Below are 20,347 nucleotides of genomic sequence, written 5' to 3'. Positions count from 1 at the left end.
CATGCGCAAGCGCACGCTGGGACTCGCCGTGGCAACGATCGCCACGGCGAGCACGATCGTCCTCGCCGGCTGCACAGGCCAGAGCGAACCGACCCCCCCAGCGAGCCCTACGCCCTCCTCGTCGGGCATCACCATGCCCGACCTCGATCAGTTCACCACTGCACCGAGCGGTACTCCGCTCGACGAGGAGGGCGGCGCGACGACCGTCGACCCGAAGCCGGCGCCGCCGTGGGACGCCGAGCAGCGCGCCGCGGCGATCGCCGCGGCCGAGAAGGCGCTGACGACCTTCGCACGCCCCGACCTCAGCTCGGCCGACTGGTGGGCGGCCCTGTCGCCGCTCCTCACCAGCCAGGCCCAGCAGGACTACCAGTACGTCGACCCGGCAAACATCCCCGCTCACCAGGTGACCGGCGCCGGCACGATCGTCGACGACAGCAGCCGCTACGCCGTCTCCGTCGACGTCCCCTCCGACGCCGGCATGTACACCATCGTGCTCACGCGCATCAACGGCGCCGCACCCTGGCTCGCCGCTCGGTTCACGCCCCCCGAGGGAACGCACTGATGGATCGCAAGCAGCTCGGCGTCGGCGCCATCATTGCGATCCCGGTCCTCGTTCTGGCCGGGATGTTCGGCTTCATCCTCCTGGCCAGCTCCGCGGCCGCGAGCTGCAACCCCACGGGCAGCTCGTCCGCCGCGGTGTCGATCGACCCGGCCAGCGTGCCGGACACGTCGATCAGCGGCTACGGGCACGAACAGCTCGTAAACGCCGCGTACATCATCGAGGCCGGCAAGGCCCAGAACCTCAGCGCGCGTGACCAGACCATCGGCGTGATGACGGCGATGGGAGAGTCCGGCCTGCGCGTCATCGACTATGGCGACGCGGTAGGCCCCGACTCGCGCGGCCTGTTCCAGCAGCGCGACAACGGCGCATGGGGCAGCTACGCCGACCGGATGGACCCGTTCACCAGTGCGAAGAACTTCTTCAAGAAGCTCGCCACCATCCCGGACCGAGACTCGCTCGCCCCGACCATCGTCGCCCACCGGGTGCAGATCAACGCGGACCCGTACTACTACGAGAAGTACTGGGATGCCGCCGTGGCCGTTGTCGACGGCCTGACCGGCGTCAAGACCGGCCTCAACGCCGGCACCGGCAATCAGGTGTGCTCGTCGACCGTGCTCGGCAACGGCGAGGTCAGCGCCCAGGGTTGGGCCCTGCCAGCTCAGGGGCCGATCAGCAGCCCGTTCGGGATGCGCGTCAGTCCCGTCAGCGGCGTGCTCAAACTGCACGCCGGCGTCGACATCGCCGGCTCGTGCGACTCCCCGATCTACGCTGCGCAGGCCGGGACAGTGATCGCGACGGGCTTCAACGTCGGCTATGGCGGCAACGGCACGATCATCATCGACCACGGCGGCGGTGTGCAGACGGTCTACCTGCACATGTACTCCTCCGGGATTCTCGTGCAGGACGGCCAGAAGGTGACCGCCGGTCAGCAGATCGGCCTCATCGGCTCGTCGGGCGACTCGACCGGCTGCCACCTCCACTTCCAGGTCATGATCAACGACTCCCCCACAGACCCCGTGCCGTTCATGAAGGCGGTCGGCGTCACCATCGGCGGATGAGCGGAAGGACTACCCACACCATGAGCACCATGAATGAAGCAGCCACCTGGCCCCGCGTCGAGGCGACCCTGCGCGCGGACGGAACCGCCGAGGTCTCCATCGGCGGGTCGGTGACGCCCATCGAGGCCGGCACGGTCGACGACGCGCGAGCACAGGTCGTCGGGATCGTCGCTGAGCGTGCCGCCCAGCTCGGCCGACCGCTGCGCGTCATCAGCCGCGACCCGTCAGGCGAATGGCCGCTCATCATCCACCCTGACGCCACCGTGACGGAGGACACGACGGGCGGCGCTCGGCCCGCGCCCGTCGAGTTGGCGCCGGAACAGAGCCCGGCGCCGGTCGAACCCGCCGCGGCCCGGTGGGCCGACGCCGCCGCGTCGACCAGCTCGACAGAGGAGCTGCCGACCCGGCGGGAACGCCGGCAGTCGTTCCTCGTCCAGGAGCAGGCCGAGGAACCCGCCACCAAGGGGTGGCGCGGCTTCGCGACGCGCATCGGCCTACGGATGAGCCCCAGCGAGGATGAGCGCGCCGAGCGCGCCGACGCCCTCGCCGTGTCCCAGCACTGGCCCGGGCCGCGCACGATCGCGATCGTCAACGGCAAGGGCGGCGCCGGCAAGACGCCCACGACCGTGCTCCTCGCGGCGGTGTTCGCCCGCTACGGCGGGGCCGGCGTGCTCGCGTGGGACAACAACCAGACCCGCGGCACCCTCGGCTGGCGCACCGAGCAGGGGCCGCACGAGGCGACCCTCCTCGAGTTGCTGCCCCAGGTCGACCGGCTCCTGAGCACGGGGGCTCAGTCGGCCGACCTCGCCCACTACGTGCACCATCAGACGCGCGATCGCTTCGACGTGCTGCGCTCGAAGCCGATGGCTCTCGCGCACGAGCAGCGCGTCGAGCCCGTCGACGTCGACTCGATTCACGCCGTCGCTAGCAAGTACTACCGGCTGATCTTCATCGACTCGGGCAACGACGAGTCGGACCCGATGTGGCTGCGCATGATCGACCACGCCGACCAGCTTGTGGTGGCCACCACGACCCGCGACGACCACGCAGAGGCCGGCGCCCTCCTCCTCGAAGCCCTCGCGGAGCGCAACGCCTCGTCGGCCGCTCTGGCCGACAGCGCCGTGGTCGTCGTCACTCAGGCCGACTCCAAGGCCGCACCCGCCGACGTCGATCGCGTCGCGACCGGCTACCGCCAGCTCGCGCGCGAGGCCGTCACCATCCCGTACGACCCCGCAATGGTCGACGGGCTGCTGCACTACGGCTCCCTCCGACCCACGACGCAACGGGCGTGGCTTGCGGCCGCGGCCGCCGTCGCCCGTGGCCTGTGAACGCTACACAGGCCACCCGCCGCCCCGAACGGGTCGCGGACTGGCCCCGCATCACAGGGACACTCCACGGTGCGGGAGAACAGATCGTGCGCGGCGGCCTCGTGCAGCTCGGCAGCCTCATCGTCAACGGCACCGAACGCGCCTGCGAGGCCGGCAGCGTCGAGGAGCTGCGCACGGGCATGATCGCGCGATGTGTGGCGATCGCCACACGGCTGCACCGCCCCGTCCGGTTCACCGTCAACGACGGCGCCCAGACATGGAACCTCGCGGTACGCCCCGAGGGAATCGTGCAGCTCGTCGACGACGCCGGCATGATCCCGCCGGCCGAAGGCCTCAGCGTCCACGAGGGCCGCTGCCGAATCTGCCGGCGCCTACAGCCGGTCACCGAGCCCATGTGCGTCCAGTGCCACGCTCCCGAGCCGCACCGGGTCGAGGCCGAGCCGATCGACGTCCAGGCCCTCGTGCCCGACGCCGCCGAGGCCGTCGTGCCCGAACCGGACGCGGCCGCGATCGACGACGAGCTGGATCACACGATCTTCGTCTCGCGCACTCCCCCGCCCGCACCGCGGCCGACGCTGCGGCTGAGCTTCAACACTCAGCGATCCGTCGACGTCGATCAGAACGCCGCTCTCGGCCGCAACCCCGCGGCCGTCGACGGCCGCCTACCCGTCACGATCCTCAGCCCCTCGCGCATGGTGTCACGCACCCACGCGCTCGTCGACGTCGACGACGCCGGCCACATCATCGTCACCGACCATCACAGCGGGAACGGCATCGAGACGCAGACCGACCCGCCCGTGCGCCTCGACCCCGACGTGCCCTACGTCATCGAGCCCGGAACCGCCCTCGTCATGGGCGACGTCGTATGCACGATCGACGTCCTCGGCGTGTCGCCCTCTTTTCGTTAACGAATCTCGGGAGGATGGCGGGCATGGCACACCGAATGGGACGACCGAGCAAGGGTGAGCGCGACGCCATCTTGGCGAAGCCGCCCGTTGCCTTCGGCGCGATCTTGAAGCACAACGCCGACGAGATGGGCCTCGCCTACGGCGAGTACCTGGTGGCTCTCGCCGCCGAGGCCCTGAACATGCCGCAGTTCGCGCCCGCGCCCCCGCGCGATCGCGCGAGCGAGCTGGATATCCCCGAGGAGGCCAGCACGAGAGCCGCATAGAACGGTCGAAGCCCCCGCCTTTGGCGAGGCGAGGGCTTCGGAAGCAGAGGGCCTGATCTGTCGAGTTTGGCGACTGACTCAGATCGGCCGGGGTGAAGAACCGGATTGGCGTCCGGACCTTCGGAGTACCACCTACGGAAGGAGGCACGCTCATTGTAGCGCGCCCGACCCACTATGCATACAGCGACGCTCCTGGCGCGTCGTGGCAGCTCACGCGCGCCCTCAGCCCTCGGCCGAGCGTGCGCGTGGCAGCCATCGACGCCTACGGGGACGTCGTGAACCGCTACACCGGCCACCAGCTCGTCGACGGCGACGAGCCGACCCGCCCGTGGGCGGTCTACCTCGCCGGCACCGATCGCCGCTTCCGCCTCCTCGGCTTCGACCTCGACGCCAAGACACCCGGCGCGGCGGCCGCGGCCGCGCGCGATGCCGACGTGATCGCCGGCCTCCTCACGGACGCCGGCATTGAGCACGTCGTCTGCGAGTCCGGCCCCTCGCACGGCCGTCACGTCTGGGCAGCCCTGGCCGAGAGCGTCGACGACGAGACGATCGCCACCCTGGCGCGCCTGACGCGCCACCTGTGCCCCACGCTCGACACGTCCCCGCTCAGCAACCCCGATACGGGGTGTGTGCGGCCCCCAGGGGCGCCGCACCGCGACGGCGGCCGGTCAACCGTGCTGCGCGGCGAGCTGAGCACGCTCACCGCTCCCTCGACGACCGCCGGCCAGGTCCGCGCCGTGGTCGAGGCCCTGGCCAAGCTCGTCGACGACGCCGAGCCCGCCGGCAGGATCGACCCCAAGCGGCCGATCCCCCTCGATGACCACGGCCGCCTGTACCTGCCCGGTCCGCGCCGTGAGCTCACTGCCGGCAGCGCGGCCGCGCTGCGCGAGGACGCCGCCTCCGGCGACGCTTCCGCGGTGCTGTGGCGCATCCTCGTCGGCGCCGCGGCCGCCAGGTGGCGGCACGCGGATATCGCCGCGCTCGTCGACCAGGCCCCCGGCCTAGAACACGTACGCACCGAGCGTGATCGCGCTCAGCGACGACCTCGCGGCCGCGTGAGCGCCGCTCGGCTGCTGCGCCGGCAGTGGGACAAGGCCGTGCGCTTCGTGGCCACCACGAGCCGCCAGATCGGGGACGATCCCACGTTCGACGGCCGCGCCGACGCGATCGCCACCCACGTGCGCGAGCTGCAAGCCCGCGCCGACGTCGCCGCCGGCCGCTGGACCCACGGAGGAGGCCCAGCCGACCGCCGCGTGCTCGACGTTTTGTGCATCCTCGCCCTACAGGCCCTCAGCGCCTCTGTGGAGGCCGATACCCGCCGCCTGGCCCTACTAGCCGGGGTGGGTCGCGAAACGGCGCGTACGGCGCTCCTACGGCTCGCATCTGACGGATGGATCGCCCACGCCCGCGCAGCCGACGGCCCGCACGGCGCGCACTGGACGATCGACCCCCAGGCGGTTATCCCCAGCTTCCCCGGTACAGGTCGGTCACAAGCGGACCCGCGCCCCGTAGGGGCCGGGGCCGCTGAACGATCCACCCTGCTCGCAAGCCTGAGCACGAGAACCGCGGATGCCGCACACGACCTGTTCACGCTGGGACCGGGACTCGGCTTCCACGCTGGGAACGTTTACGCCCGCACCACCTGCGAACCTCTCCCGGCCGATGCGATCGCCCGCGCCACGGGCTGCACCGTTGACGAGGCGCGCAGAGTGCTCGACCGCCTCACCCGTGCGGGCGTGCTCGTGCTCGGCCGAGACGGGTGGCACCGTCGAGCCGCCGACAATCGTCGAGCCGCCGCCGTTCAGCTCGACGTCGACGGCCGGCTACAGGCTCGTGCCGCCCGCTACGCCGTCGAGCGCGAGCTGTGGGCCTGGTGGCAGGCCGAGGAGACATGGATGCGTGCGCCACGGCGCACGCATCCGACCAGACGCCCCGGCCCCGGTCAGCTCGCACTCCTGCCCGAGCTGGGAACGAACGCCTACGGCGCCCACCCCCGCACCGCGGACGGCCGAGCCGACTACCGGACCGCCCGAGCGCTGCTGACCGGCGGTGCAACAGCGTCGACCGCCTCCGTACCCGTCGAGCCGATCGAGCCCGATCCCGTCGACGAGCTGCTGAGCCGGATGCTCGGCGCGAAGCGCATCGCCTGAGCACGTCGACCGGCGGTCGACACGAGGGCCGGCGCCCTCGCGCTCCCCCGCGGCCCTGCGGGCCGTGCACGACGGCCGCTGGCGGCCGACAGCTACCCGCGCCTGCGGCGCTCGTTTCCTTGCCGTGAAGCCTGCGGCATTCTACGGGCGCCGTCGTCCGCGCAAGCCGCTGCGCCGCCGGCTCCTCCGAGACTTTCGGCACGCGGTCGCTGCGCTCCCTCACATCGCGCCGAAACTCTCTCCCCCACCGCCCTCACGGGTTGACACTCCCTCCTCTGCCCTGAATGGCACTACGTGCCTTCACGGCAAGAAAACGTGGAGGGAGGGGTCAGTGACCCGAATAGTACTAATACCGTCACCGGAGGTAGTGAGATGGCCCGCAAGATCACCAGCACCAAGACCGCCGAGGAGCGTCGAGCCGAGGCCGAGGAGCTGCACGCAACGATCGCTGAGCAGGTCGAGGCGCTGCGGGAGTCCGAGACGTGGGCGCGGTTCCTCGACTTCACTCGCGCGTTCCACCGCTACAGCCTGGGGAACCTCCTGCTGATCTTCGCCCAGCGGCCCGAGGCGACCCACGTCGCCGGATACCGGACGTGGCAGAAGCTCAACCGACAGGTGCGCAAGGGTGAGCGCGGCATCCGCATCTTCGGCGGCCGCGACGTGCGAACCACCGTCGAGAACGAGAAGGGCGAGGAGGAAGAGCAGCGCCGCGTGCGGTTCTTCCCCGTGTCCGTGTTCGACATGGCACAGACCGACCTCATCGACGAGGAAGCCGGCGACCCGTCGACCATCGTCCGAGCGCTCGACGCCGACGACGAGGCCGGCATCTACGACGCCGTAGCCGACTACCTCACCGGAAAGAGCTGGACCGTCACCCGCGAGCACATCGCCGGAGCCACCCAGGGATTCACCGACCCGGACGGGCGTCGAGTCGTGATCGAGGCGAACCTCTCCCCCGCCGACGCGGCCGCGACGATCCTGCACGAGGCAGCACACGTCATCCTGCACGCCGACGAAGACCACGCCGAGTACGTCGAGCACCGCGGCATCAAGGAAACCGAGGCCGAGAGCGTCGCCTACGTCGTCGCCGGGATGCTCGGACTCGACACCAGCGCCGCCAGCGTCGGCTACGTCGCCGGATGGAGCAAGTGCGACGCCGACACGATCAAGGCCACCGCCGCGAACGTACTGCGCGCCGCCCACACCCTCGCGGCCGCGCTCACCGAGCCCGACACCGACACCGAGGCCACCGAGCCCGCCGCGTGACCCTAATACCACTATTCCCACCATTGGAGGACGAATGAGCACCCCGGCCGAGGGTTTGGCCAGCAGCGACGCCCAAGCGGTCGAGCTGGGACTACACACCAGCCGAACCCACGGCACCATCACCGTGCAGCTCGTCGCGCTCACCATCGAGGAATGGCACGACGAACGGCTCCCCAAGGAGCCGGTGAGGGGCCGGACCCCTCACACTCCCCCGGCGCAGACGTGACGGAGCACGCCCGCTCAGAAGGACGGCCGCGCGCGGCCGACTGTTCGGCCTTCGGCCATCGTCTTTTCGCCGTGAAGCCTGCGGCAGCATACGGTCGGCCGGCCTCCGTGCAAGGGCTTTCGCGGCATATCCTCCCTCGCTGCGCTCAGTCCGGTATTCCACGGTCCCTTGCACTTCGCGCCGGCTCTCCCTGCCGGCACTTCCAGTGCCTTCACGGCAAAAAACGTGGAGTGGGAGGATTCAGAGATGTTGTCAGTCACCGTGTACACGACCGGTCCGGCGTGCGGCAAGTGCCGGATGACGAAGATGATGCTGGACTCCAAGCACATCGAGTATCGCGAGGTCGATATCACCAAGCCCGAGAACGCCAACGCGCGCGAGTACGTGACCGCAGACCTCGGCTACACCGTCGCCCCCGTGGTCATCGTCGAGGACGGCACCGGAGAGGATCACTGGTCAGACCTGCGCCCCGACCAGATCGAGCGCATCGCCCGGATCAACGAGGCCGACAGCTACCAGGTGCCCGTCGACCCGATGGACGACCTGGGCTGCGACTCGCGCTAGTGACTTGACCACCATTACCGGCAATAGTACTATTAGAGTTAGAGAGAAGGAGGCACCATGAACACCACAGCCCAAGACCTCGCCGCCCAGTACGCGGCACTGCCCGAGAGCATCAAGGCTCAGTGCCCGCGGCCGATTACCGACGTCACCCCCGAACGCGTGCGGACGTGGCTCGTCGACGTGCGGACGGCATGCCTGTCTGCCGCTGCATCCACCGTCGACCTCGCGCTGAAGGTTGCCCGTGACGGCGATCCCCAGGGGGCGGAGTCACTGCGCACCGAGGCGACAGAGCTACTGTCGTTCGCTACTCAGGTGGGCGACCTGATCGGCTATGCGCCCCGGCACACGCCCTACGACCTCGGAACCCGGCTGGAACCGCTCGTGTGGGTCAGGGACGGCATCACCGGCCAGGAGAACCCCCGCCCGTCCGAGCAGGACGACTACGGCCGTGTCGACTTCGACGACGAGGAGGGCGGCACGATCGCGACCGTGCACATCGAGAGTGACCCCCAGGCGGCCGAGCACGTGTACGTCATGAAGATCGACGCCAACGCTCCCGTCATCATCCACGGCCCCGGCGGCGAGTACATCGGAACCATCCAGCCCATGTGACCACGAGCGGCCCTAATAGTACTATTGCCGTTAGGGCCGCTCCGAAAGGAGAAGCCATGTCCAAGATCACCCTCACCCGGCTCGCAGAGCTGCGGATCGGGGACCGACTCATCAGCCACGGCGGCCGCGCCTACCGCACGCCGCTGCGCGTCACCGACGAGCTGGGACCGATCGAGTTCGGATCACCTGTGATCGGCGTGCGCGTGGAGAGCCCCAACCCGTCCAGCGGCATCGAGTGGGTGCTGTACCCCTCGCAGATGGACGGCCGACAGATGGAGGTCGAGCGCTACTAACCCTTGCAACCCCATTACCGCAAACAGTACTATTAGAGTCACCACCGATTTCAGGAGGAAACCATGAGCTACATCACCCGCACCGGCAACCTGGCAGCGACGCCCACTCTGCGCGAGGGGGAGCGCGGCGCGTACACCTACGCCCGCGTCATCGTCACCGACCGCATCCGCCAGGAGGACGGCAGCTACACCGATGGCCCCGCTACCGCCTACGACGTCGCCGTGAGCGGCAACCAGGCCACGAACCTCGTCGAGGCAGCCGAGCAGGGCGGCAACATCCGCGTCACGTTCTCCGGCAGCTACCGCGTCACGGAGTACAAGGGCGAGCAGGGCAGCCGCATCCAGCACGAGGTCCGCGCCGACGAGATCGGCGTGAGCCTGCGCGGTCAGAGCGTCACCGTGCAGCGCAACAGCGCCAGCGCCGCCGACAGCTGCGACGACACTCCGTTCTGACTGACCCGGCCGGGGGCCGCAAGGCCCCCGGCTCTCCCATGTCCGCCGCCGTGTCTGACGGCAAAAGTACTATTAGCCCCATTGGAGGTAATACCGTGACCGCACGCATCCTCGCCCTCTGCAATCAGAAGGGCGGCGTGGGCAAGACCACGACCACGTTCCACCTGGCCCGCGCTGCTGTCCGTGCCGGGCGACGTGTGCTCGTCGTCGACAACGACCCACAAGGCAACCTGACGTCGATCGCCGCGGCCGAGGCAGTCGACGAGGACCAGGCCGGCCTGGCCGACGCGCTGAGCTCGCGCGCACCCGAGACGATCCGAGATGTCATCGTGCCCGGTGTCTGGCCCGGCCTCGACGTCGTGCCGACAACCGGCGTCACCCTCGGCTACGTCCGCGACGAGCTGGTGATCGCGGGAGCCGGCCGTGAGGGCCGGCTGCGCCAGGCCCTCGCCCAGGTGACCGGCGATTACGACCTCGTGCTGATCGACTGCGCCCCGAGCCTCGACCAGCTGACTATCAACGGCCTGACCGCGGCGGATGCCGTGGTCGTCGTGAGTGAATCGAAGCTGTTCAGCGCCAACGGCCTGTCACAGCTCCTCGACACCATCGAGAGCGTTCGCCAGCACTACAACCCCCAGTTGACCGTCGCGGGCGTCATCGTGAACCGACACGAGGAGCAGACCGTCAGCGGCCGCACATGGCTCGACGAGCTGAGCCAGGCGGCAGAGAGTCGCGGCCTGAGCCTCCTCGCGCCCCTCGTCCCGAAGCGCGTCGTCATCTCGGACGCGGCCGAAGCCGCCCGCGGCCTCGACGAGTGGGGGAGCGCCGAAGCGACGGCGCTCGGAGCGATCTACACCGACCACCTGACTGCGATCGAAGGAGCCGCATCATGACCCGTCCCGCGCCCCGCAAGTCGAGCCTTGCCGGATCGAGCCCCGTCGCGCCACCTGTCAGCTCTCCCGAGCCGCAGAGCCAGCCCGCGGCATCCGCCGAGCCGGCCGCTGCCGTCGCAGCACCGACCGTCCGCCCGGTCACGAAGAAGGCCGGCACGAAGTACCCGCCCAAGGTGTCGTTCTACCAAGACCCCGAGGACACCGCGCGCGTGCGCGGCGCGATCCTGCACACACAGCTCACCGAGGGGTCGCGATCGCTCAGCGCGTTCATCAACCACGCCGTCATGGCCGAGGTCGAGCGGCTGGAAGCGAAGTACAACGGTGGCAAGCCGTTCCCGGCCATCGGAGCCCGTGAGATGCCCCAGGGCCGCCCGATGGGGGAGTAGCACCACCCGGAGCCGATCATGCTGTCAGGGCGGCGTACAGCGCCGCCAGCACCCGATCCTCGAGAACCGATCCCGGAAGGACCGACCCATGACCACCGTTCTGCAGGCCGTCGAGCCACCCGAGCCTGACCCGGTAGCCGACGCGATCGCCGCGCTTACCACCGCGGCGCGACAGACCCGCGTCCGCGGCGCCGGCACCGAGCATGCCGCCGTCGAGCCCGTCGACTTCGGAGAAATCGCCTGCCATGTCATCACGACCGTGGCCGCCAATCTCGGCGGCGTCGACGAGCTGCTGGCCGGCCGTCCCGGATCGTGGGAAGCCGACTACGTGCGCCAGATCGTCCAGAGCACCGCGGGCGACGATCCCGACGAGCTGCTGCGCTATCGCACTGAGCCGGTACGCCTCGCGTTCGACGCCGCGGACGTGTTCTACGACCTCGGCCTGAGCGACCTCTACGAGCAGGCCACCGCCGAGCTGGGCAGCCGAGAGGATGCCCTCGACGAGGAGCTGTTCAACGCCGTGGCCACGCCCGAGGAACGCGCACGGATCGCGGACATTCAGGCAGCCATGCCGGCCGACGTGTTCGGCGTCGACGAGCAGGACCGCGATCGCGTGCTCGCACTGATGCAGGAGGCCCAGAGCATCACCGGGGCCGTCATCGAGCGCGCCGAGTCGACCGGCGAGCCGCAAGCGGCCGCGCTGGCCTCGGCACGCGCCGCGACCGCGACCGTCGAGGAGCTGTGGCAGCAAGACCTCGCGGCCTACACCGCGGCGTACCTCGCGGCCGCGCGCCGCTACTTCACCGATCGCGGCGTGACGTGCGAGGTCGAGCTGACGACGACTCCGACCGGAGAGCCGGCGACGTGGGACACGCTCACCGACCAGGTGCATGAGTACGCACGCACCAACGCTCCGCTGCCCATGACGGGTGAGGCCCCCGACTACAGCGACGGGTCGCCGGCCGACGCGCTGCGTCGTGCCGGACTCACCTACATTGACCGAGCGCGTCAGGCCTGAGATGGGCGACGTCGCTGCGCGGCCGCCAGCCCTCGCGGGCGTGGAGGAGCCAGGAGCGAGGCACGCGCTGCGCCTGCTGTGGTGGTCCCAGCGGGGTTACTGGTACGGCGCCTGGCACGGCCGCTTCGCGGGGCGCCTATTCTCGACGTTCCTGGCGATCATGTGGTGGCCGTCCCTGCCGATCGGTGTGGCCGTGCAGGCGTACCTCCTCCGCCGACCGGCGGCGAGGTACTACCTCAGCCCCGAACAAGACGCGGTGCTCGCCGTGGTCGCCACGGCCGAAGGGTGGCACGTCGAGGATCACATCGCCGCCCACCCTGGCAGGGGGCGAGGCAAGGCGCTGCGCGCGCTCGTCCTGCCCGAGTTGCGCGATCGCGCAGATGCAGATGGCATCGCGATCTACACGACGGCGGCTAACGAACGCCTCGGCCGGCAGTACGCGGACGAGCTGCCCGGCCTCGTCGACGTCGGCCGAGGAAACCCGCGGGGCCGGAAGATGCGCCGAGAGCCAAGGCCTTCTACAGGCGGTTACTCGTCGGCGGTCCTGTAGCCCGCACGTACTCCGACCAGGTGCACTCGGCCGCCAGCCGCATCCCGTTGTCGGGGAAGTAGCCGATGAGCTGCCGCTGATCCGGGTCCGCGTCGTAGGTCACCGACCGGAGCAGCCGGCGGCCGCGGACCTCGACGAGCCGGATGATCGCGATGCGCCGGCTGCGATCGAACATGTACCAGGTGCCCGGCTCGACGCCGGCCTGCACCTGGGACATGGGGGACCAGTGCTGCACCACACCGCGACCATACGGTCAGCGGCCGACAGGCGCCGGGGCTAGGGCGTGTCTCCCAAAGGTTTGGGCTGGTCGCTGGAACGCTCGGTGTGTGTCTCGAACGGAGTTGCTGACTGATGCGCAGTGGGAGCTGATTGCTCCGTTGATGCCGTCCTCGCAGGGGCGTCGTGGTCGGCCGTTCGCCGATCATCGCACCGTGGTGGAGGGCATCATCTATCGCTACCGGACCGGGATCGCGTGGCGGGACTTACCCGGGTGCTTCGGGCCGTGGCAGACGGTGTGGAAGCGGCACCGCCGCTTCAGCGGTGATGGGACGTGGGACAAGATCCACAGCGTCCTGCTGGCCCATGCCGACGCCGCCGGGCTGATCGACTGGGAAGTCTCGGTGGACTCCACGATCAACCGCGCCCATCAGCACGCCACCAACCTGCCCCGGGACACAGGGGGACCTGACGAATTACACGAATCTGCGCATCGAGCCGCCTGATCACGCCATCGGCCGCTCCCGCGGCGGCCTGTCGACGAAGATCCACCACCTGTGCGACGGGAACATGCGGCCGCTGGTGATGCTGCTCGGGCCCGGGCAGGGCGGGGACTCCCCGATGTTCGAGCACGTGATGAACGCCCTGCGGGTACCGCGCCTGGGTGGGGGCCGGCCACGCACCAGGCCCGACCGGGCGCTGGGTGACAAGGCTTACTCTTCCCGGGCCAACCGCAAGCTGTTGCGCCGGCGCGGCATCCAGGCCGTCATCCCCGAACGCGATGATCAGATCGCCAACCGCAAGCGCCGCGGCGCCAAGGGTGGTCGCCCGGTCACCTACGACACCGAGGCCTACAAGCGCCGCAACGTCGTCGAGCGCGGATTCAACATCTTCAAGCAATGGCGCGCCTTGGCCACCCGCTACGACAAACTCGCCCTGACCTATCGCGGCGGCGTCGTCCTACGCGCCATCACCATCTGGCTCAAGGCTTTAAGAGACACGCCCTAGTCGCTTTCCAGGAGAACTGGCTCTTCGCGCGGATGGCGAGCGACGTCTTGCCGAGTCTTTCCAGGATGATGATCGGGTTCATCGGCGCTGTGGTCATCGGCGTGGTCGTGGGGTTCGTTCTCGGTCAGGCGCACCGCCTCCAGGCGATGTTCGCACCCGTGCTCGAGTTCCTGCGCGCGATCCCTGCGGTCGCGTTGATTCCCCTCGTCATCATCGTGCTGGGCCTCGACGACACCGCGAAGGTGATTCTGATCACCTTCATCTGCCTCTGGCCCGTGCTCCTCAATACCGAAGCTGCAATCAGAGGAATGGACCCCGGACTGCGCGAGACCGCCCGGGTGTACGGCATCCACTGGTTCCGCTACGAGTTGCAGGTCGCACTTCCCGCGGCAGCTCCGCAGATCTTTGCCGGAATGCGCACGAGTCTTTCGCTCGCGCTCATCATGGTCGTCGTGAGCGAGATGATGGCGGGAGGCAACGGGATCGGCGTCTTCGTTCTTCAGTCGCAGAGGTCGTTCGCGATCACGGACATGTGGTCGGGCATCGTGCTCATCGGGATCTTCGGGTACGTGTTCAACCTGCTGCTCATCGTCGTCGAGAACCGGGTGCTCGCGTGGCACCACGGCGCGAACACCGCCGTGGAGTGACACCGCGGTCGAGAGGACGCCCTCACACCTCGATGCCGCCGCACCACACACGCAGAACGCGACGCGCGGCAGCGATGTCGGTGAGCGGATCGCCGTCCACCAGCACGAGGTCGGCTCGCAATCCGGGGGTGATCGCCCCCCGATCGTCGAGTGAGAACGCGTGCGCGGCCGTCGAGGTGGCAGCGCGCAGCGCTTCGGCTGTTGACAGGCCGGCGTCCACGAGCAGAGCGAGTTCGTCGTGCATGCTCTCGCCGTATGGCGGCATTGCCCGTTCGAGGAGCCCGATGTAGGCGTCTTCGTCGTGCATGCTCTCGCCGTATGGCGGCGATGCCCGTGTGAAGGACCCGATGTAGGCGTCGGTGCCGGCCAGGACCGGAACGCCCGCGGCATGCATCGCGCGCGTGCTCTCGTGGGCGTGTGCATAGCTCACACCGGGAACGCCCGCTGCGGTGAGATTCGCGGCGACGCCTTTCATCATCGTCAAGGTCGGGATGAACACCGTGCCCTGGGCGAGCATCGTCTCAGCCGTCGCATCGTCGAGCGCGCGGTCGAGTGGAGCATGGGTGATCATGTCGGCCCCCGCAGCGAGGCTCATACGCACAGCTTCGTACAGGGCTGCGTGCGCGATGACCTTGAGCCCCCGCGCGTGCGCAGCAGCCACGAGTGCATCGAGCACGTCCTGGGTGGGACCGGGCAGATCGGCGATGATCTTGATGTAATCCACCCCGTCTGCCACCTGCACCTCGACGAACCGCTCCGCCTTGTCGGGGGAATCGACCAGCGCGACGTCCGGATAGGTCGGAATGCGGCTGTGCGTGCTGCCCTGAGATGTCGCCGCCATGCCGGCGGTGCGGAAGTCAGCGACTCCCCTCAGTCCCCGCAACGACTGGAACTGTGATGCGGGCCATGTCGCCATGTCCAGGCCGGTGGTGACACCGTACGTGGCGAGCGTCTCGAGGGACTCGCGCCCCTTCAGGTGCATGTGACAGTCGATCAGGCCAGGAAGGAGCACCGTACCTTCCGCGTTGACGACAGCGGCACCGACGACGACCGCATCCGCTGATACGTCACCGATGCGCCCGTCGGGCTGGACGACGACCGTCGTGGGGGCGCTCAGACTGTGTCCGTCGAAGACCCTGGTGTTCGTGATCGCGGTCGCAGAGACTGCGCCGAGCGTGGAATCCGTCATGAACTGCTCCGTTCGAGGAGATGTAGATACGAGACATTATTGTTCACGGGCTGACTACTCTCCCGCCGACGCGTTGACGGCGGCGAGCTGCTCGTCGGGGGTCATGTTCATGAACGCCTCGAGCATCTCGGGAGTCATCTCGTAGACGGTCGGGAACTGCCCGATCGGCACGACGGAGTGCAGCACCCGGTCGCCGTAGACGTGCACGAGGTTGTAGGACTGGCCGCCGTCCTGGCCGCGGGCACCGGGGTAGGCGACGGCGAGGTCCTGCGTGTAGCAGGTCGCCGACGCGACCGACACGGGCACGCCCGCGAACGTGCTGGTGGTCGAGTAGTGCAGGTGACCGCCCAGGATGCCGCGCACGTCGGTGCCCCGGATGACCTCGGCGAGGCGCTCCTGGTCGCGCAGCTCGACCAGGGCGATGAGCCCGATCGGGCTCGGCACGGGCGGGTGGTGCAGCGCGATGAGGGTGCCGTCGGGCGCGGGGACTTCGAGCTCGCGGCGCAGCCACGCCAACTGCTCGTCGCTGATCTCGCCGTGGTGCTGCCCGGGCACCGTCGAGTCGAGCGCGATGATGCGCAGACCGTTGACGTCGTAGACGCGGTCGACGGGCTCGGACTGGTCGGCCTCCTCGTCGAGCAGGCCGCGGCGGAACGCGACGCGCTCGTCGTGATTGCCCATCACCCAGATCACCTGGGCACCGAGCTTCTCGGCGGCGGGCTCGACGATGGCCCGCAGGCGCTCGTAGGCGTCGGGGCGGCCGGTGTCGGCGAGGTCGCCGGTGAACACGATCGCTTCGGGGCGGGCGTTGGCCTTGGTGAAGCCGTCGAACAGCTCTGCGAGGTTCTTGTCACTGTCGATGCGCTCGTGCAGCAGGTCGCCGTCGCCCACGAAGTGGGTGTCAGAGACATGCAGGATGAAGTGCTCGGGAGCGGGATGCTGGCTCGCGATGTGCGACATGGTGTGTGTTCCTTCCGATCAGACCGCGGTGGCGGCGGGGTCGATGATCACGGCGGTGAGACGCTCGAGCTCGGTGGGGGTGAGTCCGTGGGCGAGGAGGTAGGCGCTGATCGACCCGTGCTCGCGGTCGATGCGCTCGAGCAGCGCCTCGAGCACCTCGGCGGGGCTCTCGGTGATGAGTTCGACCATTCCCGCGGTCAGTTCGATGCCGCGCTGTTCGAAGACGGCGGTCATCGCGTCTGACCACTCGCCGCGCAGGTTCTCGGCGGTGGCGGCGTAGTCGGCCACGACGTCGTCGCGGTCGACCCCGGCGGCGGCGAGCGCGAAGGCCACGACGAGACCGGTGCGGTCTTTGCCGGCGGTGCAGTGCACGAGCACCGCGTCGTCGTCGTCAGCCGCGATGATCACCCGGATCGCGTCGACCAGCTGCGCCCCGCGCTCGTCGACGATGTGGTCGTAGACGGGCACGAGTCCGACGTGCGTGGTGGCCTGCGCGGCCGGGTCGGCGTCGTCGAACACGGGCAGGTGGTGCACGGTGACCTCGAGCCCGTCGACCGCGCTCGGCGCTGTGGCGCGCTCGTCGCCGCCGCGCAGGTCGATGATGTGGGCGACGCCGATCTCGGCCAGCCGGTCGCGACCGGTCGCGTCGATGCGGTGCAGAGCATCTGACCGCAGCAGCTTGCCCCACCGGCTGGTGCCGCCGGCTGCACGGTAGCCGCCGGTGTCGCGCAGGTTGTAGAGGCCGGCCACGGCGTGGCGACGCTCACGAGGCGCCGCGGTCGCGGCATCCGGCGACGAAGCGGCCGCGGCATCCGTCGCCGAAGGCGTCAGGTCGAGGTCGATGGTCATTCGATCAGCCCCTGCGCGCGCTCGGCGGCCTCGGTCATAGTGGCGGCCGGGTCGGCGCCGTAGAAGACCGCGTCTTCGATGGCGGTGGCGAGCACCTGGTCGACCTGGGCGTAGCTGTCGCCGGGGTACGACACCCACGGCTCGAGCGCGTCGAGCTGCTCGAGGTTGGGCTTCACGAGCGGGTTGGCTTCGACCCAGTCATAGAGCGGTCCGCCCTCGTCGGCCATGCTGCTGCGCAGCGGTAGGTACCCGATCTGGGTCGAGATGATCTCGTAGGCGCGGGGGCTGGTCATGAACTGCATGAGCTCCCACGCGGCGGCCTGCTTGGCGGGGTCGGTGGCGAACATCGCGAGGAACGAGCCCGAGTTGGTGGGCACGACCGCCTGGTCTCCGAACGCGGGCAGGGTGTGAGCGTCGAGGGTCCAGCCACCGGCCTCGGCGCCCATCATGAACGCGCCCTGCAGGGCCGAGCTGTTGACGTGGATCGCGGTCTTCCCCTGCGCGAACGCCTCGTACTGGCTGGTGAAGTCCTCGTTGGTGAGCACGCCGTCCTCGTACATCTCGGTGAAGGTCGCGACCGTATCGATCGCGGCGTCCGAGCCGAACTCGATCGTCGTGCGGTCATCGCTCAGCACCTGGGCGCCGTTCGAGAGGAAGAGGCCCTGCATGCACCAGCTGCCGCCGGTGATCACGCACGACGCGCTCATCGAGGGGGCACCGGTGGACTCGGTGATCTGCGCGGCGGCGTCTTCGATGATCAGGTCGATATCACTGACGGCGGCGGTGCTCTTGAAGGAGCGACCGACACCAGAGAGCTGGATCGTTCCCATGAGTCGCCTTCTGCAAGCGACCTGACGAACCGGGGCCTTCCCGCGAAATCCGCTTGCAGAGCTATTGCAATCGAGGAAAGTGAATTTCCTGCAAACGGAGTGTCAACGCCCATCGCCGTGGTCGATAACGTCTGGCACGTCGGATGCCTCGGCGTCGGAGCCGTCGTCGGCGACGATGTCGAGCACCTCTTCGCGCACCGCGAGGCGCGCGCGGTCGGCGGCGTCGCTCATGCGGTCGGCGACGGCGATCTGCAGGGCGTTGAGCACGAGCAGCTGTACGAGCCCGCTGCCGAGAATGCCTTGATCCCACGCCTGGAAGCGCGCACCGGCGACGAGCAGGTGGTCGGCGCGGGTGGTGAGCGGGGTACGGGCGAAGCTCGTGACCCCGATCACGGTGGCGCCGGCGTCGACGGCGGCGTCCGCAACCGCGAGGGTCACCGAGTTGGCGCCACTCGAGCTGACGATGAGGCACACATCACCGGGGGCGAGCACGCGGGCGGTGAGGTGGGCGACCACGCCGTCAGCGGGCGCTTCGCAGGGCCGGCCGTTGACGGCGAACGCGACGGCCGACGCCTGGGCGGCGGCGTGCGAGGCGCCGGTGCCCGAGATCAGCAGGCGCGGCGCGCGGGCGATGGCGTCGGCAGCGGCGTCGAACGCGACCGGGTCGATCGAGGCGAGCGCGGTCTGCAGCATCCCACCCGCCCCTCGGCCAGCCACCGCAGAAAGCCCTCGGTGCCGGCGGGTGCGTCGGGCGCGGCGGTGGCGTCGGCGGCGAGGTCACGCACGAGCAGCATGCGCAGGTGCTGAAAGCTGCGCAGCCCCAGCGCCTGGGCGGTGCGGCTGACGGTGGCCGGCGACGTGTTGGCGGCTTCGGCGAGGTCGGCGCCCGACATGTCGACCACGTCGTGGGGTCGCTCGGCGCAGATGCGGGCGACGCGCTGCGCGCTCGGTACGAGCGACGGCAGGATCGAGAGGATGTGGTCGATGGTTCCGCCGAGCGGCGGCTCGTTGAGGGGCGAGTTCATGTAGCCGGTGATCACCTTTCGGGTTCGCCGCACATCGTATGGGCGCAATGCGACCACGACCCCAACCATAGGTGAACGCAGCGTTCATCGCCTCCGCTATCCGCGAAAGGCAATTTCATGACCTCCCTGCGTCCGCTCGAGCTCCCGAACAGTGCCATGCCCGCAAGGAAGTCGGCCAAGGGTGACTCGACCGAAGACGCCCACCTCGAGCGCCGCGATGGCGCCTACGATGACCGTCCGTGCGAGCCAGAGCCACGTGATCTGTCGATCCCGGCGGTCAAGCGCTCGAACGTTCCGCACGTCGATGTTCCGCTGGCGGGGGCGCCGGGGCAGCAGACACCGGTAACCAACGACGCGAAGAAGCCTGCCACGACGATGACGCCCGCAGCGCGGAACCAGAGGGCGGGGGCGACGCGCGAAACTGATCCTGCTCATGGCCCGATCAGACCGATGGCCACTCAGACGTGAAAGGGGAGACATCGCGCCCGGGCCGAACCGTCGCACGCTGACGTCCCCTCACCGCGCAGTGCCCGCAAGGGGATGGTAGATGGGCGAGCAGTTCTGGGACTCTGGTCGACGATTCTTCAGCTCGCCTGTGGAAGTCCCTGGGACAACGCCTGTCGGATTCTCCAAACAGGAAAACCGCTGAGCTGCGCAATCAAGTCCACATCGAACTCGTGCTCGAAGTAGGCCACCCGCACCGCCCGGATGCGCGACGGATTGTCACCGAAAGCCAGTGTGAACTCGGTGGCGTAGCGCTCCCAGACGCTGAACTCATACCCCGGTGCCGTCACGATGCATTCACCTCATCCCGGGTGCAACTCTCAGGAGTGGTCGCGGTGCTAATGCGATGCTACGACACCCGTGTTAACGCCAGGACACAAGGAGATTCCGGGAAAGCTCGCTACGCACGGTGTGCACCGATACGGGGATGGCCCGCCCGGGGTGCATGGTTCACACCGGGGTGACCAAGGGAATTGGGGGCTCTTCGGACATGCGGTGGGGGTGAGGCTCGCCGGGTGATGGTCGGCGGGTAGGGGTCGAGGTCCCCGAGGATCAGTAGCGCCAACTGCTGATCCATCACGAGGACCTC

27 protein-coding genes are annotated in these 20,347 nt (G+C 69.1%); 19 read left to right on the top strand and 8 right to left on the bottom strand.

Features of this window, described 5'->3' with window-relative positions; translation table 11 throughout:
- Position 1: 1 nt before the first annotated feature.
- From FFS51_RS12340 to FFS51_RS12265, 16 genes are all read left to right on the top strand, one after another.
- Positions 2-562, top strand: a complete 561-nt coding sequence (locus tag FFS51_RS12340) for a hypothetical protein (RefSeq protein WP_048809410.1) — start codon at positions 2-4, stop codon at positions 560-562.
- Positions 562-1,620, top strand: coding sequence for a M23 family metallopeptidase (locus tag FFS51_RS12335; protein ID WP_045246225.1), 1,059 nt, complete (start codon positions 562-564; stop codon positions 1,618-1,620). Before FFS51_RS12340 ends, FFS51_RS12335 begins: the two co-directional genes overlap by 1 nt.
- Positions 1,621-1,649: 29 nt before the next feature.
- Entirely contained in the window at positions 1,650-2,948 is a 1,299-nt protein-coding gene (locus tag FFS51_RS12330) for a MinD/ParA family ATP-binding protein (RefSeq protein WP_322957817.1), read from the top strand.
- 86 nt (positions 2,949-3,034) lie between these two features.
- Positions 3,035-3,856, top strand: coding sequence for an FHA domain-containing protein (locus FFS51_RS12325; RefSeq protein ID WP_045246222.1), 822 nt, complete (start codon positions 3,035-3,037; stop codon positions 3,854-3,856).
- Between the two features lie 23 nt (positions 3,857-3,879).
- Entirely contained in the window at positions 3,880-4,119 is a 240-nt protein-coding gene (locus tag FFS51_RS12320; protein ID WP_048809408.1) for a hypothetical protein, read from the top strand.
- Positions 4,120-4,364: 245 nt separating this feature from the next.
- Entirely contained in the window at positions 4,365-6,269 is a 1,905-nt protein-coding gene (locus FFS51_RS12315; RefSeq protein ID WP_048809407.1) for a hypothetical protein, read from the top strand.
- Between the two features lie 372 nt (positions 6,270-6,641).
- Positions 6,642-7,535 (top strand): ArdC-like ssDNA-binding domain-containing protein, encoded by an 894-nt coding sequence (locus tag FFS51_RS12310; RefSeq protein WP_045246220.1) that lies wholly within the window; start codon positions 6,642-6,644, stop codon positions 7,533-7,535.
- 34 nt (positions 7,536-7,569) lie between these two features.
- Positions 7,570-7,761, top strand: a complete 192-nt coding sequence (locus tag FFS51_RS12305) for a hypothetical protein (RefSeq protein ID WP_045246217.1) — start codon at positions 7,570-7,572, stop codon at positions 7,759-7,761.
- Positions 7,762-8,007: 246 nt separating this feature from the next.
- Positions 8,008-8,325 (top strand): glutaredoxin family protein, encoded by a 318-nt coding sequence (locus FFS51_RS12300; RefSeq protein WP_048809406.1) that lies wholly within the window; start codon positions 8,008-8,010, stop codon positions 8,323-8,325.
- A gap of 57 nt (positions 8,326-8,382) precedes the next feature.
- Entirely contained in the window at positions 8,383-8,937 is a 555-nt protein-coding gene (locus FFS51_RS12295; protein ID WP_045246215.1) for a hypothetical protein, read from the top strand.
- Between the two features lie 56 nt (positions 8,938-8,993).
- Positions 8,994-9,230, top strand: coding sequence for a hypothetical protein (locus FFS51_RS12290; protein ID WP_045246214.1), 237 nt, complete (start codon positions 8,994-8,996; stop codon positions 9,228-9,230).
- Positions 9,231-9,293: 63 nt separating this feature from the next.
- Positions 9,294-9,683 carry a single-stranded DNA-binding protein gene (locus FFS51_RS12285; protein WP_045246212.1) on the top strand — a complete coding sequence of 130 codons (390 nt, stop codon included), beginning with the start codon at positions 9,294-9,296 and terminating at the stop codon, positions 9,681-9,683.
- 95 nt (positions 9,684-9,778) lie between these two features.
- Entirely contained in the window at positions 9,779-10,576 is a 798-nt protein-coding gene (locus FFS51_RS12280) for a ParA family protein (protein ID WP_048809405.1), read from the top strand.
- Positions 10,573-10,962 (top strand): ParB family protein, encoded by a 390-nt coding sequence (locus FFS51_RS12275; RefSeq protein WP_045246208.1) that lies wholly within the window; start codon positions 10,573-10,575, stop codon positions 10,960-10,962. The genes FFS51_RS12280 and FFS51_RS12275 overlap by 4 nt, the downstream gene beginning before the upstream one ends.
- An 88-nt stretch (positions 10,963-11,050) precedes the next feature.
- Positions 11,051-11,980: a hypothetical protein gene (locus tag FFS51_RS12270; protein ID WP_045246207.1), complete on the top strand. Its 930-nt coding sequence runs from the start codon at positions 11,051-11,053 to the stop codon at positions 11,978-11,980.
- A gap of 1 nt (position 11,981) precedes the next feature.
- The gene (locus FFS51_RS12265) at positions 11,982-12,530 is read left to right on the top strand and encodes a hypothetical protein (protein ID WP_048809404.1); all 549 of its coding nucleotides are present in this window, start codon (positions 11,982-11,984) and stop codon (positions 12,528-12,530) included.
- On the opposite strand, the gene FFS51_RS12260 is transcribed toward FFS51_RS12265, so the two are convergent.
- Positions 12,499-12,768 (bottom strand): hypothetical protein, encoded by a 270-nt coding sequence (locus FFS51_RS12260; protein WP_045246206.1) that lies wholly within the window; start codon positions 12,766-12,768, stop codon positions 12,499-12,501. The genes FFS51_RS12265 and FFS51_RS12260 overlap by 32 nt on opposite strands.
- 142 nt (positions 12,769-12,910) lie before the next feature.
- On the opposite strand from FFS51_RS12260, the gene FFS51_RS12255 reads away from it, so the two are divergent.
- Positions 12,911-13,754, top strand: a protein-coding gene (locus tag FFS51_RS12255) for an IS5 family transposase (protein ID WP_241186004.1) whose coding sequence is annotated in 2 segments (ribosomal slippage) — positions 12,911-13,216 and positions 13,218-13,754 — 843 coding nt in all. Because the reading frame shifts where the segments join, the coding sequence is not laid out codon by codon here.
- A 65-nt stretch (positions 13,755-13,819) separates the two neighbouring features.
- On the top strand, positions 13,820-14,401 hold the full coding sequence (locus FFS51_RS12250) for an ABC transporter permease (protein WP_005052801.1): 582 nt from the start codon (positions 13,820-13,822) through the stop codon (positions 14,399-14,401).
- 22 nt (positions 14,402-14,423) lie between these two features.
- Here FFS51_RS12250 and FFS51_RS12245 read toward each other — a convergent pair whose 3' ends face one another.
- The 6 genes from FFS51_RS12245 to FFS51_RS12220 form a co-directional block, all read right to left on the bottom strand.
- Positions 14,424-15,590 (bottom strand): amidohydrolase family protein, encoded by a 1,167-nt coding sequence (locus FFS51_RS12245; protein WP_045245739.1) that lies wholly within the window; start codon positions 15,588-15,590, stop codon positions 14,424-14,426.
- A gap of 54 nt (positions 15,591-15,644) precedes the next feature.
- Positions 15,645-16,550: a phosphodiesterase gene (locus FFS51_RS12240; RefSeq protein ID WP_005052799.1), complete on the bottom strand. Its 906-nt coding sequence runs from the start codon at positions 16,548-16,550 to the stop codon at positions 15,645-15,647.
- Between the two features lie 18 nt (positions 16,551-16,568).
- Positions 16,569-17,399 carry a tyrosine-protein phosphatase gene (locus FFS51_RS12235; RefSeq protein ID WP_005052798.1) on the bottom strand — a complete coding sequence of 277 codons (831 nt, stop codon included), beginning with the start codon at positions 17,397-17,399 and terminating at the stop codon, positions 16,569-16,571.
- Positions 17,396-18,229: an extracellular solute-binding protein gene (locus FFS51_RS12230; RefSeq protein WP_005052797.1), complete on the bottom strand. Its 834-nt coding sequence runs from the start codon at positions 18,227-18,229 to the stop codon at positions 17,396-17,398. The genes FFS51_RS12235 and FFS51_RS12230 overlap by 4 nt, the downstream gene beginning before the upstream one ends.
- Before the next feature lie 102 nt (positions 18,230-18,331).
- Positions 18,332-18,922, bottom strand: a complete 591-nt coding sequence (locus FFS51_RS12225; protein WP_005052796.1) for an SIS domain-containing protein — start codon at positions 18,920-18,922, stop codon at positions 18,332-18,334.
- Positions 18,838-19,254 carry a MurR/RpiR family transcriptional regulator gene (locus tag FFS51_RS12220; protein ID WP_165801295.1) on the bottom strand — a complete coding sequence of 139 codons (417 nt, stop codon included), beginning with the start codon at positions 19,252-19,254 and terminating at the stop codon, positions 18,838-18,840. The genes FFS51_RS12225 and FFS51_RS12220 overlap by 85 nt, the downstream gene beginning before the upstream one ends.
- Positions 19,255-19,371: 117 nt before the next feature.
- On the opposite strand from FFS51_RS12220, the gene FFS51_RS12215 reads away from it, so the two are divergent.
- Positions 19,372-19,722, top strand: coding sequence for a hypothetical protein (locus FFS51_RS12215; RefSeq protein WP_005052795.1), 351 nt, complete (start codon positions 19,372-19,374; stop codon positions 19,720-19,722).
- Positions 19,723-19,838: 116 nt separating this feature from the next.
- On the opposite strand, the gene FFS51_RS12210 is transcribed toward FFS51_RS12215, so the two are convergent.
- Positions 19,839-20,048: a hypothetical protein gene (locus FFS51_RS12210; RefSeq protein ID WP_045245741.1), complete on the bottom strand. Its 210-nt coding sequence runs from the start codon at positions 20,046-20,048 to the stop codon at positions 19,839-19,841.
- Positions 20,049-20,347: the final 299 nt, after the last annotated feature.

The organism is Microbacterium sp. 4NA327F11, assembly GCF_005503465.1.
GTDB classification, from domain to species: Bacteria; Actinomycetota; Actinomycetes; order Actinomycetales; family Microbacteriaceae; genus Microbacterium; species Microbacterium ginsengisoli.
The sequence above is the reverse complement of the archived record's forward strand: the minus strand, read 5'-3'. Positions and strand labels throughout refer to the sequence as shown.